The organism is Desulfobulbus rhabdoformis (assembly GCF_016919065.1).
In the GTDB taxonomy this organism is placed as follows: Bacteria; Desulfobacterota; Desulfobulbia; order Desulfobulbales; family Desulfobulbaceae; genus Desulfobulbus; species Desulfobulbus rhabdoformis.
In genome coordinates this window covers 59,091-76,838 of record NZ_JAFFQA010000013.1, presented here as the reverse complement: position 1 = coordinate 76,838, position 17,748 = coordinate 59,091, and the positions used below count along the sequence as shown (strand labels likewise).

The 17,748-nt window shown below is 48.4% G+C and carries 8 protein-coding genes; 1 reads left to right on the top strand and 7 read right to left on the bottom strand.

Annotated elements, in window-relative coordinates; all coding sequences use genetic code 11:
• The first annotated feature begins 329 nt into the window (after positions 1–329).
• Positions 330–2,129: a BCCT family transporter gene (locus JWJ90_RS09040; RefSeq protein ID WP_205226893.1), complete on the top strand. Its 1,800-nt coding sequence runs from the start codon at positions 330–332 to the stop codon at positions 2,127–2,129.
• A 115-nt stretch (positions 2,130–2,244) separates the two neighbouring features.
• Here the strand turns inward: JWJ90_RS09040 and JWJ90_RS09035 are convergent, their stop codons facing one another.
• From JWJ90_RS09035 to JWJ90_RS09005, 7 genes are all read right to left on the bottom strand, one after another.
• A complete protein-coding gene (locus JWJ90_RS09035) occupies positions 2,245–2,670 on the bottom strand; it encodes a single-stranded DNA-binding protein (protein ID WP_205226892.1) in 426 nt (141 codons plus the stop codon).
• 191 nt (positions 2,671–2,861) lie between these two features.
• Positions 2,862–4,190, bottom strand: a complete 1,329-nt coding sequence (locus JWJ90_RS09030; protein ID WP_275889086.1) for an ammonium transporter — start codon at positions 4,188–4,190, stop codon at positions 2,862–2,864.
• A gap of 40 nt (positions 4,191–4,230) precedes the next feature.
• Entirely contained in the window at positions 4,231–4,569 is a 339-nt protein-coding gene (locus JWJ90_RS09025; protein WP_205226891.1) for a P-II family nitrogen regulator, read from the bottom strand.
• A gap of 750 nt (positions 4,570–5,319) precedes the next feature.
• A complete protein-coding gene (locus JWJ90_RS09020) occupies positions 5,320–6,708 on the bottom strand; it encodes an ammonium transporter (protein ID WP_338032308.1) in 1,389 nt (462 codons plus the stop codon).
• A 14-nt stretch (positions 6,709–6,722) separates the two neighbouring features.
• Positions 6,723–7,061, bottom strand: a complete 339-nt coding sequence (locus JWJ90_RS09015; RefSeq protein ID WP_205226890.1) for a P-II family nitrogen regulator — start codon at positions 7,059–7,061, stop codon at positions 6,723–6,725.
• Positions 7,062–7,656: 595 nt separating this feature from the next.
• Positions 7,657–8,079, bottom strand: coding sequence for a hypothetical protein (locus JWJ90_RS09010; protein WP_205226889.1), 423 nt, complete (start codon positions 8,077–8,079; stop codon positions 7,657–7,659).
• 30 nt (positions 8,080–8,109) lie between these two features.
• Positions 8,110–17,742 (bottom strand): PilC/PilY family type IV pilus protein, encoded by a 9,633-nt coding sequence (locus tag JWJ90_RS09005; protein ID WP_205226888.1) that lies wholly within the window; start codon positions 17,740–17,742, stop codon positions 8,110–8,112.
• Between the last annotated feature and the right edge of the window lie 6 nt (positions 17,743–17,748).

The following is a 17,748-nucleotide window of genomic DNA, read 5'->3' as shown; positions in this document are numbered from 1 at the left end:
GTCTTTAGGGTGTCTTGAATAACTAGATTTTTCAATCAAGATCAAGGATTGCGAACAATTTTACCGCAGGCATATACAAGATATTCCGAGGATAAAATTTTTCGCGTGACGCCGAGATTGGCAGAAAAAGCAATTATTCAAGATGCCCTTTAGTTGATCTGTTGGTCATCATAAAGCGACACCCCTTTCCCCTTCCTCAAGCCTTTCAACAAGACACAGGTGCACAGGCAAACGTTCCGGACCATTGAGCCAGGTTGATAAAATAGGCACAATATGTTAGGTTAGGCAAAATTTCATGTATGAAACAAACACAAACAGGGAGGTAATCAGTGGATCCGCAAGCTCCACGATCAACATCGACATCTAAAGGAAAACTTGCTGAAAAATTAAGAAAGGCTGAAAAGGCAGCCAGAGCAAAAGCCATAAAAGAACGAGAAAACTTTCGTGGCCTTCAAATTCGCCCGACCTCCTCTTTCTTTGACGAAGCCGGAAAACAAGAGCCCGGCGAGAATAACTGGACAGCACTTGGTTTTGACATCCACCCGCAAGTCACTATCGTCTCAGTCCTCACCCTTACCGTATTTATCATTCTGACGTTGATGTTCAAGGAGCAGGCCGCAACACTCTGTTCCGGAGCGTTAGGATGGATATCCTCTAAATTTGGCTGGTTTTTCATCCTTTCTGCCAATATTTTTATAGCAGCCGCCCTCTTTTTCGCTCTAAGCAAATACGGGCATATTTGCATCGGCGGCAAAAACGCCAAACCTGAATTCTCAACCCCTGCCTGGTACGCCATGCTCCTGAGTGCGGGGATGGGCATTGGCCTGATGTTCTGGAGTGTTGGCGAACCCATGTATCATTACGATTCGCCCTCTCCACTTTTCAGCGGCATCGCCCCGCACACACCTGAAGCGGCACAGGCTGCTATGGGCGTGACTTATTTTCACTGGGGCTTGCACCCTTGGGCCATTTATTCAATTGTCGCCCTTGGCCTGGCTTTTTTTTCTTACAACCGAGGCCTGCCGCTGACAATCCGTTCAATTTTTTACCCGATCCTTGGCAACAGAATTTACGGGTTCTGGGGCAATCTGATTGATGTTCTCTCCGTGCTGGCAACACTTATGGGCCTTGCGACCTCATTGGGCCTTGGCGTAAAACAGGTCAACGCAGGACTCAACTACCTCTTCAACATCTCTATTACCCCTGAAACCCAGGTCATTCTTATCGCCGTTATCACGGCCTTTGCCACCCTCTCAGTTGTTGCCGGGCTTGACAATGGTGTCAAACGGCTCTCTGAATGGAACATGGGGCTTGCCGGACTGTTCCTCCTTTTCCTCCTTTTTGCCGGCCCGACAGTCTACATTCTGAGCGGCTTTACCCAAAACCTCGGTTTTTATCTCGAAAATATTGCGCAGCTGAGTTTATGGACCGAAACTTTCCGAGAGACAAACTGGCAGGGAAGCTGGACAGTTTTTTACTGGGCCTGGTGGATCTCCTGGTCCCCATTTGTCGGCATGTTCATCGCTCGCATTTCCAAAGGGCGCACTGTCCGTGAATTTATTCTTGGCGTCATGATCATTCCCACCCTGCTCTCTTTCATATGGATGTCTGTTTTTGGCGGATCTGCACTGTTTCTTCAGGGAAGCGGCACAGCAGACATTATCGCCGCAGTGAAATCTGATGTGTCAACAGCACTTTTTGAGATGCTTAAACATTTCCCCCTGACATCCATCCTCTCCATCGTAGGCATTGTCCTGGTCACCATCTTTTTCATTACCTCTTCAGATTCAGGATCCCTTGTGGTTGACCACCTGACTTCGGGTGGAAAACTTGATTCACCGATCCCTCAACGGATATTCTGGGCGGTGATGGAAGGTCTCGTTGCCGCTGTCCTGCTGATAGGTGGCGGACTGTCGACCCTGCAAACAGCCTCAATAACGACGGGTTTACCTTTTACCATAGTCCTACTGCTTGCGGTGTACGCGCTCTACATAGGGCTCTCCCAGGAACTCTATGTCGAAGAAAAGGTGGAAAATAAATTGCAAGTAGTCGAGGAGGAACATCGACTCACCGAAGCCATCATCAACGTACATAACGAAATGAACGGCAACGGCACCTCAAAAAAATAGTTCTTTCCCCCTGGCATAATCGAGATGCATACGAGGCCAGGGCGATTCATAACGCAAAAAGCCCAACCTTTTTTAACAGGTTGGGCTTTTTTTATTCGCCATAGAACCAAACGCCTTAGAATGGGACATCATCACCGACAGGCGGAGGCTCAGTCAGGCTATCTCCACCATACCCAGAGCCACTACCACCATATTCACCACCGCCGCCGGGAGAGTTCCGCGGCGAGAGCATTTTCATTTCACGGGCATTAATTTCAGTGGTATAGCGCTCCACACCCGACTGATCGGTCCATTTTCTAGTTTGAATCCGACCTTCTATATATACCTTGGAGCCCTTAGAAAGATATTCCCCACAGATTTCAGCAAGCCGTTGCCAGGCAACAATCCGGTGCCACTCGGTCATCTCCTGCACCTGTCCATCCTGCCCCTTCCTTCTCTCTGTGGTGGCTATCCTAAAGGTTGCGACCGGCGTCCCATTCTGCGTGTAACGAATTTCCGGGTCTGCCCCTAAATTACCAATCAAAATAGCTTTATTAATCATACATCTCCTCCGACATCACTTCTTGATGGTCTCAGGTTTTTATTCAAAATAAGAGATCTTAATCGAGTTCCCATCGGAATGCAAAACGTGTTCTACGATTTCGTCCACAATCACATGCACCCCAACACAAAAAGCCCTCGGCGCATGAGACGCCAAGGGCCTTAAAAAATCGAGAGAATGAATGCTATGATTTAATTCAGAGTCTGAAAATCATTGTATGCATGGGCACCATGCTCGGAAATATCCAAACCTATCATCTCCTCTTCCTCGGAAACACGCATTCCGATTACAGAATCGATGACCTTAAAGAGAATAAAGGAGACGCCAAAGGCCCAGACAAATGCAGCCCCTATACCGGCAAGCTGTACACCTATAATTTTAGCGGTTACACCTTCCATGTTAAACAGCCCGGCTGCCAATGTACCCCAGGCACCGCAAACACCATGAACAGAGATAGCACCAACCGGATCATCGACATGCATTCTATCGATGGCAACAACAGAGAGGACAACCAGAATACCAGAAATCAAACCGATAATAATTGCACTGGTGGGGGAAACGTTCGCACAACCAGCGGTGATACCGACAAGACCAGCAAGCGCACCGTTCAGACTCATACCTACATCAGGTTTTTTGAACATTACCCAGGAGGTAAACATTGCAGAAACAGCAGCTGCGGCGGCAGAGAGGTTAGTGGTGACAAAAATCATAGCGATAGAGGTGTCGCCAGTCGTGGTGGAGCCGGGGTTAAAACCAAACCAACCGAGCCAGAGGATAAAAACACCGGCAGCTGCCATGGGAATGTTGTGACCGGGAATAGCGCGAACCTCCCCCTTAGGGCCATACTTACCAAGACGCGGCCCAAGAACAATCGCACCGGCAAGTGCGCACCAGCCACCTACAGAGTGAACAACTGTGGAACCAGCAAAATCTATAAAACCAAGACCTTCTAACCAACCGCTACCGTTAAGCAGGCTACCCCATGCCCAGGAACCAAAGACCGGATAGATGAACGCACAGATAGTGACAGAATAAATCAAATACGCGGTAAATTTTGTCCGCTCAGCCACGGCACCCGAAACAATGGTCGCAGCAGTACCGGCAAACACGACCTGGAACATCCAGAAAGCAAGCACCCAGGCGTCTGAGTCAGGGCCACCCCAGCCAGAAAGGAAAAAGTCTGAAGTACCGAACCAACCAGTTTTATTGACACCGAACATGATACCAAAACCAATTGCCCAGAAGGCCAGAGAACCAATGGAAAAGTCCATCAGGTTTTTCATCATGATATTGACAGCGCTTTTAGCGCGAGTAAAACCGGACTCAACCATGGCAAAACCAGCCTGCATAAAAAAGACGAGGCATGCGGCAACCAGGGTCCATACATAATTTAAGTTTGTCTGCACTCCATCAATCGCAGCTTTGTTCCCAGCCACTGTCGGAGCAGCCTCTTCAGCCCCCAAGCCCACCACAGGCAAGGCAAGCACCAGTAACGCAATAATTGCACTTCTCATTTTCATTGATCTACCCCCAATATTATTTAAACTCTGTACAAGATAATCAAATGGCTTCTTTATCAATCTCGCCGGTGCGAATACGATAGATGTTGTCAACGGATGTAACGAAAATTTTCCCATCCCCAATCTTGCCGGTTTTCACACTTTCCATAATCTTAGTCACGACCTGATCTACAAGGTCTGCGGAAATGACGATTTCAACTTTAATTTTAGGGATAAACTCGACAACATACTCTGCACCACGGTAAATTTCCGTGTGTCCTTTCTGCCGACCAAACCCTTTAACCTCACTGACTGTCATGCCAGTGATACCCAAGTCCGCCAAGCCCTCCTTGAGAGCTTCAAGCTTGAACGGCTTGATAACTGCCTCAACTTTTTTCATCTTTCTTCCTCCAGATTCATTATGTGCAGAGCACGTAGACAACACTCATAGACAATGGCCTTATAGAGCATTCCGCGTGCCAACATTTACCCAATCGAACAAAACACTATAATTCTAGTTAGTTACGATAAAAGCTGTTTCAAGCAATTACAAGCAGTCCGTAAAATTTGAAATTATACACTCAATTTTGCAACCATTTATAATTTATTATTACATTTTTGAAGTATTCTTAATAATTACATTTTTTATCCATCAAAACAGGAAGATAGACCAACCTTCCACTTCAAAATCAACAATCCCCCCTCTCTCAACCTGTCGCCAACCGGATACAGCCAGCAAAATAAATCCCGGGAAATGGACATATTTGTTCTTTCTCGACAAAATTGAAGCCCCCTCAATACCCCCTCAACATCCAGACAAAGCTTCCCCCAACCCGACCATCACGGATTACGTGTACACCTGAACCCGCGAGCGTTCATCCGTGCGTCAGTTTTATTGCATGTGACATGTAGTTTAAATTTCACTTTAGCGGCATGTTGTATGGCCATAGAGGTAACGTGCTAATGAAGGCCCCAAAGGGCGGCGGGTAAAGCTGGACAATACATGAATTTGTTAAAGACTTATTACCAGAATACGTTGTTCAACGTACACCTGCCGTCACGGATTCAGGACATAAAAAAGGGCCTCTGAGGAACACCCCAAAGGCCCAACACTCCAAACGCAGAGTCAGATTAACGTATCAGCTATGTATCAGCTATTATAGGCAGACTCGCCGTGACTGATCGTATCCAACCCTTCCCTCTCTTCTTCTTCAGTGACTCGCAAACCAATGGTCATATCGACCAATTTATAGGCAACTATCGAGACCACTGCAGACCAAATAATAGTGGTGCCAATTCCCCAAATCTGACTCATCATCTGACCGGAAATTGAATATTCAGCGACAGAATCGGTAACGTAATCCCAAATTCCAACACCGCCGAGTTTGGGATCAGCAAAAATGCCAGTCAACAGCGCGCCAAGAATACCGCCAACACCATGGACACCAAAAACATCAAGCGCATCATCGGCGCCAAGCATCCGTTTCAGCCCATTGACGCCCCACAGACAAACAACACCAGCTGCCAGGCCAATGACAAGGGCGCCACCAATGCCAACCCAACCACAGGCAGGGGTTACGGCAACAAGCCCGGCTACCGCTCCGGATGCCGCGCCCAGCATGGAGGGTTTCCCTTTCAACATCCACTCGGTGAAAGTCCAGGAAAGCGCCGCTGCCGCTGTCGCCAACATGGTGTTACCAAAAGCAAGACAGGCAAGCCCGGTTGATTCCAGGTTGGAGCCAGCGTTAAAACCAAACCAGCCAACCCAGAGGAGACATGCGCCAATCATGGTCATGGTCAAACTGTGCGGCGCCATGGATTCGCGACCATACCCCACACGTTTACCAACCATGTACGCGCCTATCAAACCGGCAATGGCAGCGTTAATGTGAACAACTGTACCACCGGCAAAATCGATAGCCCCCTTCTGAAAGAGAAAACCAGCAGTTGCATTCATTTTTTCTGCTGCAGCAGCGCTGGTATATGCATCAGGCCCAGCCCAGAACCATACCATATGCGCAACCGGGAGATAGGCAAACGAGAACCAAAGAACAATAAAGGCAAGAACCGCTGAGAATTTCATGCGTTCAGCAAATGCACCAACAATCAGTGCGGGGGTAATAGCGGCAAAGGTGGCCTGAAAAAAGACATAGATCAGTTCGGGAATAACAACCCCCTTGCTAAAGGTACCTGCAACAGATTCCACCCCAACACCCTTCAAGAGGATCTTGGAAAATCCCCCAAAAAATGCATTTCCCTCTGTAAAGGCAACGGAATACCCATAGAGTACCCACAAAACGACGCACAGGCAAAAAACAGTAAACACCTGCATAAGAACAGAAAGCATATTTTTAGAGCGAACCAACCCACCATAAAAAAGAGCCAACCCGGGGATCGTCATCAAGGTGACCAGCAAAGTCGCCACAATCATCCAGGCGGTATCACCTTTTGCCGGAACCGGATCAGCAGCAAAGGCCGGTACCGCAAAAGCCAGCCCAAGCAGAACAAGAAGAAATACCAGAGTACATTTATTTTTCACCGTAATCCTCCCAATTAAAGCGCTTCCGGGCCAGCCTCGCCCGTGCGAATGCGCATCACATGCTCCAGATCAAAGACAAAAATTTTACCATCACCAATCTTGCCCGTATTTGCCGCCTTCTTTATCCCCTCGACGACTTCATCGACACGATCATCGTCAATAGCGACTTCAATTTTCAGTTTAGGCAAAAACTCGATAACATACTCAGCACCACGATACATCTCTGTGTGCCCCTTCTGGCGCCCAAACCCCTTCACCTCCGTGACGGTCACACCTTTAACCCCAAGCGCAGTTAACGCCTCTCTAACCTCATTAAGCTTAAACGGCTTAATTATCGCACTTACAAATTTCATTTATGGCTCCTTATTTCGGAAAATCCTCCCCATTCACCACATCCCCCTTGCCTCGCACCAGCACGGCTCACAGAATTCAACAAACGCGGTGAACACAATTCTCGCATTGCCATCGGCACTAAACAGCCATGCCTATAAAGTGTTACTTATCATGCCCCACTCCCCCTTGCCTTACCAATTTGACAGAAAGTTCTACATTTTTGCAACCACTGAACCCAAGATTTATCAATTCTCATGCCAACTAAACCCAAAACACCCATCAGTCCGATCTCACAGCATTTACATCAAAAAGGAAAGGCCAGCCTCCTCCTCCCCCACCTGCCCATAAAACATATTTGTAATGAAAAATCAAAAAAAATGACAAATTAATGAACTGGAAATTCAATTCAGGCCCCATGCTATCGAATCAGGCACTCAAAAAAAAAGCCGTTATGTCCGGGCTGAAACCCAAAACATAACGGCTGTTAATTGTCCCCTGAATCCGTGACAACAACTGAAAGCTTACGGACTCAGGGAAGAATGATGCCCAGCAAACTCGAAATTTACACAAAAATTATACGAATCAAGTTTGTACCGTAGCACAGCAAATGTCCTTCTAATTTTTCCACACGCCATCCACTTGACGAATGACTGTTTTCCCAGGGTCTGTCACCGGCGGAACTTGCTCATCGCGCTTGACGCTTGATTCTGGACGTTCACCCTCCATTTCAAGCTGATAGATGCGCAGGAGTGTATCAGACCACTCAAAAGCGACATACTCTCCTTGTTTGAGTAAGGAAATATTTTTCAAATACCCCTTTGAATCAAAAAACTCTACCTTAGAGACCGGTGTCACCATATCGTCTATGACCACAGCGTTCTTATCTATCGAATCAACCCACCCTCGAGACATATTGTAGATTCGGGCCGAGGCCTCCTCCCCTTTTTCCTCCTGAGCATGCACTTTCTCAGATAGAAACACAGATACTTGCAAGAAAACGAGTGCGACCAGTAACAAACGGCTCAAAGCTCCTGTCATACATCCCCCTCATGGAAAATTTTGCCAGCTCTATTCAACCTGCTGCCAGTAGGTAAATCCACGGCGCTCTCCTCTTTCATCTAGCTCGATAATCTTCTTTTGGGAGGTGCTGAAATATTTCTTTTCTTCCGGATCTCTGTCAGCATCATCACTTTCCCGAAGAATCGCCGGGTTATACAAGCGTCCATCGTAGGCGATATCGGAGGGATATGCGGTAATAACATCGTCAGCGTCGACATCACCATCACCGTCGACATCATAACTAACCTGCAATTCTACACCATCATCGGCATCGATTTCTCCGTCACCGTTCAGGTCATATATGGAATATGCGGTCATCCCCCCTGTGTTGGCATCTCGCTCATTAAGAAAAGAATACGCACCTGCATTACAACGAGTCCCGGTGACGCCAAAGCTCACCATAATCGACCTTCCGTCTCGAATCAGCGTGTCGTTCACCACCCGTTCGCCAAGAATTCGCTCACCGGACTCATCGGTACTGCCATCCTTATCGTTATCAACGCCATCACCGAGTAAATCAAATATACCAGGCAGATCGAACACCCACCCAACGTTTGCAGTTGGAATAAGATCCTCATCATTTATACTTCCGTCTTCATTGATATCTTTATTGTAAAACCTATGGGTGGCCGGCAAGGCATTGGTCTTGTCAAACGCCCAATTCCCCAGATTATTGGAAATAACGCGATAATATTCTGAACTATCCGCCACACCATCGCCATCCGTATCGAGGGCCCCTTCCGTGAGAACCGTTTGTCGCAGCAGCGTATGCGTCTCGTTCCCAAGCGCATCCGTTTCGGGCCAATTAGACAAGGTTGCCGTCTTTGGTACTGAAGCACCTACATCAATACGGACACCGTTATACCCCGTATCCAGCGAGTCTGGAGCCCAGTCCCAAATGCCATACAAGGCCTGCGGATAAATGGTGGAAAGATCCGGTTCACCTATATATTTGCCTGTGCCAAAGATGACCATGTACCCCTGCCTGCTCTGATGGCGCTTGATATCAGGTGCACCTGTAATTGGCTGATTAGTCAATCCTGCAAAGAGTGGCTTGGGAATCATACCTGACACCGTATCCCTACAGTGGTCAGTAGAACTTCCTCCCTCACAGTATGCGACCTGCCATTGGCTGGAATCAGACGACGTCAGATCGAATTTCCACATATTGCCCAGGAGATCACCGGCGTACACATAATCTGCCTTAAGGTCATTATTAACATCAGTGGCGGTGGGCGTTGACAGACCATTGAAGGGACCAACACCTGTCTCAATACGCTTAATAATCGCTCCCGTTTCCGGGTTCACGATATACAGACTGGCGGTCCCTTTTTCTGAACCGTATCCGTTACCGAAAATTATGGCCCATCCCCGCAAATCACCACTGCCAATAGTCGTATCATTGGTTCTAACGAAATACGCCTTACTAAATGAGTAACCAAGATGGGGATCACTCATCGCCTGCGTGATCGTTACAACCTTACCATTTCCATACCCGGTAATGAGACTGTCTGCCTCAATTTCGATATAGCCCCCGGCTGGATCCACGTACTTAATTATATACTCACCATCATTGGTCCCACAGTTCAGGCCATCGGCATAATTTGCTCCAACGATGGAAATAGTTTGCCCCACACTAAAAAGAGTCGAGCTAAAACCACTGGCACTATCGGCTATTATATCGTTGCCACCGGAGCCTGTACCGTTTGAAAAGGTAAAGGTCGTACCAGACAGGAGGGTTGCAGGTACTGCTGGATATTCCCATTTCACCCTTGAGGCCAAATCAGTTTCAGTTGTTACGGTTGAAGTCCTGATGGTACCGGTGGTTAGGACACCTGTTATATCCAAGCAGTAATAGCCCTTGCCACCTTTACCCAATCCTGCCACAAGATAGGTTTTGTTCCTCATTTTCTGAGTATCAGGTGTACTATCCACATAAAAGAAATGCTCGTATGCAGGATCAGCCAGCTCTCGCAGGCCAGCAAAAACAAGGTTGGGCACATAGGCAAAAATTTCTTCTCCAAGACCGGTGTCCGTCGCCAAAAAGGCATGCAGCATTCCGTCATTGGCCCCCACATACAACACATCATCTTCAAATCGAGCAAGCGAGTTGATGACATCACCTATGGGGTGGCCCGCATCCCTTGCCCGAAACTCACCATTGACGCTTGTTGTCTCAGAGGTTTTGTCACCACGCAGGTAATCGACCACATTTTCTCCGGTCAATGAGGTGGAGGTGGATGCTATGAAATACGGGAAGAGCTGATCCTGCTGCAGGGTTGTCAAATTACCCCACCTAAACGGAGTTCCAGCTGCACCGGAATAGGTCGCAATAACCCTGTTTACATGACCGGCACCAGTTGCTGTTAGTTTAGTGGCCAGTTGATCTTCTGCGGACCAGACCGGGGAACTGGATACGACCTCGCCGGTGGTTGTGTCCACTTTGTAGGATTTAACATCCCCATACCAACCACCACTACTGTACGTGGTCTGGAACATACGTGTCTGGCCACTGATAGATTCATACATTTCATCGCCATTCACTGAGACCGAGGCACCTGACCCCACCCGAGAACCGATATCATTCATAATCTCGAGCAGTGAATCGACCAACTCATCAGGCCTGGATGCGCTCATATATTTACCACGACCATTCACTGCCGCATGCCACATATCATCAATCTTCTGACGATCCCCCCACCCTGGGTTAGGCCAGGTGGGATACGGCCCTTTAATGAGATCAAAATCTGCGGGATTAAGTGTACCATACACACCAAAAGAAACGGTGTAGGTTATCATATGCTGATGGTTGAAAATACCATCGGGCACGAGATCATCCATACTCGACAGATCTTTCTCGAAATAATGCATCGCCACATCCGCTAGCGTTGGGTAATAGCTATCCGCATAGGGGATTCCATTATCGCCATCAGCATTGCCCACACTTGGGCTGGAACCATTCCAGTAGCCATCTGTCATGAGAACGGCAAAGACCTGCTTGCACTCATCACCATCTTCTTGAGCATGAAATGGTGAAGTGCCGATCCCTCCATTGTCAGAGTCGGTGTCGTCATAGTACTTGCCGACAGATTCTAACCCTCTTCTCAGAGGAGTCCCGTAACTGTCAACCTGAAAACTATACAATTTTTCCAGCAGCACGTTTGTCTGATCAACCTCACCAGCAACATTAACCGGCAGTACCGACTGACTGATACCATACGAGCTGGAGTAATTGATTGTGCGAATCCCGACTTCAACATCCTCCATCTGATCGATTACATGGGCAACGGCACCCGTGGCGGCTAGAGTACGTTTTCGATAATAGGAGAACCAGTCCGCCCAGTTTTGTCGCTCCAACTCCCAGGCATCTGCAGCTGTTGGACTGGCATAAGTTTGTACTGTAGAGGGTAAAGAGGCAGCCGGCACCATTTGTAAGTTACTGCTACTCACAGGTTGCGCATTGTTCAACACCTTGTAATATTCGATAGGATTCGTCAAATTTACCAGGTAAATATCTTCTGATATAGTCTCAGATTGATCCAATTGACCATCTGCATCACTGTCTGTGTAGCTCACCTCACCGTCACTATCAGCATCATCCCAGGTAAAATAATGAGCATTAATTATTCGTATACCATCACCTTCAGGGACGATTTTAACAGCATCAGCACAACTTGAAGATCTATGAATATAGTTATCAACAAGCTCAACAACGACAGACTCACCTGCTATGAAATCAAAATCTCCGAGACTGTTCCACTGACCTCCACTGTACTTCTGATTGAGCGTATCAGCTAAGCCAGTAAAATTAGTTGAATGGATATAATATGGAATATGCTCTCTGGCGTCAGTGTCTACCCAGCGAACAAATAGTTCATAGGTTTGGGTCAGAGTAGGGGTAAAGGTCCAGCTAGCAGAATGGGGCTGACCATCATTTTTGGTGTAATAATAGTTGGAACCATACATATCCCCATTAGTCGCCGATCCCCAGTCTCCATTTCCAGAAAATCCGCTATCCGTGTTATCAACAATGATTGCGTTACTATTGTCCTCATATTCAAGGAAGACATCATCCATGGGGAAGGTATGGGTATCCTGGGTGGAGTTATCGCAATTGTTCAGGTTTGCGGATGCCACCCCGTTGGCCAGATTGATTGCATCCGTACAATCCTGACTGTGCCAAGGATGTAAGCGCGGCCTGTAGATATTGGCATGAGCCAGGCCATCACTGGCAACAGCAGGGAGTTGAGAGGTTGGCGAACCGGTAAAGGTCGGCCAGGGAACATAGTTGACAGTCGGGTTATAGAACATCTTATTCACACCAAAAAACTGAGACCGCCACTCATCGTGATCATTGTGATACTCAAGACTGTTATTGGAATACACCCGGGCCCTATCGGTACTGGGATAAGAATAAACGTAGTAATCTCCATTAAATAGGCCATTACTTCCAGCGGTGATGACCTCCCAGTCCATACTGCCTGAATCATCCAGTATAAACATGAGAGATGCAGGTTTAGGCCGAAGCTTGGCATCAAGCGGCGTATTGGAAATAGGACTGGTGTCATAATCCTGCACTTCCAGGCGGTGGTTCGCATTCACGCTGACAAACCTGACTTCAAGGTAGTCATCTCCAACGTTGATAAAGCTGAAGCCGGTATAGTTGACCGTCACTCCCGATGCTGGCACGGGGTAGGAAATATTATCAACCAAGACACCATGTATCGCATAGGAAGAATCATTGAGATTGACATAAAACGAACCATTTTGGCCGTGACCAACTGTCTTTTCGGTTGCGACTATACTCTCCGCAGCGTCGTTAAAAATTGTCTCGTAGGTTGATACTGGTTTGAGGACAAAAGAGTTAAGCGCAAAGGACACTTCATAAGTCGCGTCGGCATCAACCCAATTTTCAAATAAATAGGTCTCTGGAGTACCGACATTCACCCCATCAACCAAAACTTGAGATATGTGAAAACCAGTATCAGGAACGGCTTTAACTTCAAGGCTGCCCCCACTTTTTATCGCGATCGAATCCGGCGTTCCCGCGAGGACGTTTCCCGAGGCCGTTTCAACATGACCGTTGGGATTGACTGTAAAATCCACCAGTGAAGTGAAAAGGGCTTCAATCGTGTGATCTGTTGTTATATTGGCAATCGTAAAGGGATATGTTGTCTGCAACGGTGCCCCTGCTTCGGTGACTCCGTCAATCAGGACATCGGAAATTCTATGCACCTTACCGTTATGAGGTAACCCATTCGGACAGGGATTCGCTGAGGTGACGAGAAACTCAGGGCTGCTGTTGAGGGGGTACACAAAGGCATTTGTATCACCAGAACTTGGAATCACACCAAGACTTGTTGTTTCCACCAGTGTGCCAAAGGGCGAGACCTCAGTAAAAGTAATGAGAAAATCATCGTTCAGAATCGTGCCAACGCCGATGTCTTTGACAAAACTTGCGTGAACTCCAGAGAGATTCAAGAGCTCCAGATTATAGGTTTCGTTCGCCTCTACCGTGTCGTTGTCTGCAAGAATAGGTACAGTAATGGTTATAGAACTTCCATCATGAATGCCTGTCGTTCCCATTGTCGCGGTATAATCGGTACCAGCAGTCGCCGTACCATCTGATGTCTGGTAATCAAAGGTAACCGTTGCTGTAGGAGAGACAACTTTCGCCGAGCTCACTGTAAAGACGGCGGTTCCATCAGCCTCATAGACGATGACATCGTTTATTGACAATTCGGCGATATCATCATCCAAAATGGTCCCTACCGCCGAGTCCGCTGCCCCAATGCTAACCGCGGGGCCAACCGGGTTCATACTGCTAAGCCTTACTGTAAACTCCTCCGTATTCTCAACAATCGCATCAGGGACAAGACTGACAGGAAAGGACTTACTCATGGAACCTGCGCTGATGGTCACACTGCTAATCCCTATATAATCACTTGCCTCGGCTTCATCCGCACCACTACCATCTAGAGTAAAATTCAAGACGACATCTTCAGACACTTCGTTGGTAAGAACAACTTGATATTGCAGGAGTGCTCCTTCAACATCACTGGTACTGACACCGGTCAACGTGACTTCGGAGGAGTCGTTATCCCCAATTGAACCGTAAGCACCGATAGAAGTGCCAAGATTCACGGGTAGTCCGCTAACTACTCCACTTAATTTAACGACAAGCCCTTCAGTATTCTCAGCGATAGGATCATCAACTACAGCGACGACCAGAGGTGCACTCAAATCTCCAGCACTTATGGTCACACTTCCATTACTTATATAATCCGCTGGCTCTGCCCCATCGGCGCCATACCCTGCTATGGTATACGTAACGATAATATCTTCAGACACCTCATGGCTTAAATCAATTCGATATTCGAGGTCGGCTCCACTCCCCTCCACCTCACTCCCATGAACGAGGAAGAGAGCAACTTCTGCCGAATCGTTATCCACAAGCATGCCAGTGGCGGAGATTCCCGTGCCAAGGCTCACTGCACTGACTCCACTGCTCACGCCATTCAGCGTGACCGTCAGTTCCTCGCTATTTTCAACTATAGCATCGTCGACTACCCCAATCAACAGGGGGGCACTCGTAGCCCCCGCGGCTATGGTCACACTGCCGCTACTGTTATAATCGGAGGACTCGGCTATATCACTGCCGCTGCCCGCTATCGTATACGTTACGGTGACGTCTTCCGAGGTCTCGTAGTCCAGATCTACACGGTACTCAAGGTTCGATCCTTCCACCGCACTGGTGGTCACTCCTACAAGGTCGACTACGGCGGCATCGTTATCGATAATCGTGCCAGTGGCAGAGAGTGCGGTGCCAAGACTCACTGCACTGACTCCACTACTCACGCCATTCAGCGTGACCGTCAGCTCTTCACTGTTTTCGACTATGGCATCATCAACTACCCCAATCAACAGGGTGCCACTCTGCGTGCCCGCACTTATGAGCACACTCCCGCTGCTGCTATAATCAGAGGGTTCGGCTATATCACTGCCGCTGCCCGCTATCGTATACGTTACGGTGACGTCTTCCGAGGTCTCGTAGTCCAGATCTACACGGTACTCAAGGTTCGATCCTTCCACCGCACTGGTGGTCACTCCTACAAGGTCGACTACGGCGGCATCGTTATCGATAATCGTGCCAGTGGCAGAGAGTGCGGTGCCAAGACTCACTGCACTGACTCCACTACTCACGCCATTCAGCGTGACCGTCAGCTCTTCACTGTTTTCGACTATGGCATCGTCGACTACGCCAACCAACAGGGGGGCACTCGTAGCCCCCGCGGCTATGGCCACACTGCCGCTACTGTTATAATCGGAGGACTCGGCTATATCACTGCCGCTTCCTGCTATCGTATACGTTACGGTGACGTCTTCGGATGCCTCATGGTCCAGATCTACACGGTACTCAAGGCTCGCCCCTTCCACCGCGCTGGTAGTCACTCCGACAAGGTCGACCACCGCGGCATCGTTATCAACAAGCGTGCCAGCGGCGGAGATTCCCGTTCCAAGACTCACTGCACTGACTCCACTGCTCACGCCATTCAGCGTGACCGTCAGTTCCTCGCTATTTTCAACTATGGCATCGTCAACTACCCCAATCAACAGGGCACCACTCTGCGTGCCTGCACTTATAAGCACACTCCCGCTGCTGCTATAATCAGAGGGTTCAGCTACATCACTGCCGCTTCCTGCTATCGTATACGTTACGGTGACGTCTTCGGATGCCTCATGGTCCAGATCTACACGGTATTCGAGGTTTGATCCTTCCACTGCGCTGGTGGTCATTCCAACAAGGTCGACCACCGCGGCATCGTTATCAACAAGCGTGCCAGCGGCGGAGATTCCCGTTCCAAGACTCACTGCACTGACTCCACTGCTCACGCCATTCAGCGTGACCGTCAGTTCCTCGCTATTTTCAACTATGGCATCGTCAACTACCCCAATCAACAGGGCACCACTCTGCGTGCCTGCACTTATGGTCACACTCCCGCTGCTGCTATAATCAGAGGGTTCAGCTACATCACTGCCGCTTCCTGCTATCGTATACGTTACGGTGACGTCTTCGGATGCCTCATGGTCCAGATCTACACGGTATTCGAGGTTTGATCCTTCCACTGCGCTGGTGGTCATTCCAACAAGGTCGACCACCGCGGCATCGTTATCAACAAGCGTGCCAGCGGCGGAGATTCCCGTTCCAAGACTCACTGCACTGACTCCACTGCTCACACCATTCAGCGTGACCGTCAGTTCCTCGCTATTTTCAACTATGGCATCGTCAACTACCCCAATCAACAGGGCACCACTCTGCGTGCCTGCACTTATGGTCACACTCCCGCTGCTGCTATAATCAGAGGGTTCAGCTACATCACTGCCGCTTCCTGCTATCGTATACGTTACGGTGACGTCTTCGGATGCCTCATGGTCCAGATCTACACGGTATTCGAGGTTTGATCCTTCCACTGCGCTGGTGGTCACACCAACAAGATCAACCACGGCTGAATCGTTATCGGTAATCGAGCCAACAGCTACATTATTGGAAAAGGTTGCGTTACTACTCGGGCTGCTTAGTTGTAGAGATAGTGTTTCCTCCTTTTCAACGATATTGTCATCAGTGATGGGCACTTCAAGAAGACAAACCATTCCACCAGAGATTATTCCAGTACCGCCTATACCGGTATAATCATCTCCCGACACAGCCGTGCCGTTCATCGTCGCATACGTAAACGATACACTAGCAGGGGATTCGACCGGAAGGGTTGACGTAACAGAAAAAACGAGTTTTGTACCATCTTCAGCAACGCTTTCATCACCAACGGAAAGAACAGTAGTGTCGTTGTCCTGAATAGTACCGGTAGCACTCAGGGGACTGCCAAGAGAAACACCCGATGTTGTCGAATTGACAGAATCGAGTTGCATTGTAAATTCTTCTGATGTCTCAACGATAGCGTCATCGGGAAGAACGACAGGAATCTGGTAGCTTGTCATATGGGCAGGAATGATTACCGAACCACCACTGGGAAGATCAGCCACTTCAGCGCTTTCTGATCCACTCCCTGCAAACGAGTAGCTTACTGTTACATCGGAATCCACTGGAGAGCTAAGTGTTACTTCATAAGAAAGCGTAGCCCCTTCATTGCCACTGGTGGTGACGCCATTGAGGGTCACCTCAGCCGTGTCATTACTGGTCACTGTTATATCTGTATCTCCGCCTGTCCCCAGAGAAACGGTACTGGTTCCTGACGTAATGACCGGGTTGAAGACACTGATTGTCAATTTTTCATCGTTTTCAACAAGACCGTCTGCATGTGTGGTCAGATCAATCTCTTGAGCACTGGCATGAGCCGAACCAAATGTAAGACTGCCATTGGTTATTTCAGTATAGTCGCCATTGGCTGCTCTTGCTGTTGAATCTATTGTCTTATACGAAATCTGGACCTCATCCCCAGCTATAACGGCTGGAGAAATAGTAACGGTCACCACCTGCGAGGTGGTGCCTTCAGCTACGGTGGTTCCCGAAGCCCCATCTGAAACAGAAATCGTGTAAATTTCTGCATGAGCAACAGAACATTGAACGCCTGCGGCAAGCAGTGCACACACGAGATAACGATAAAAAGTGGGGAATTTCTTCATGAGCGG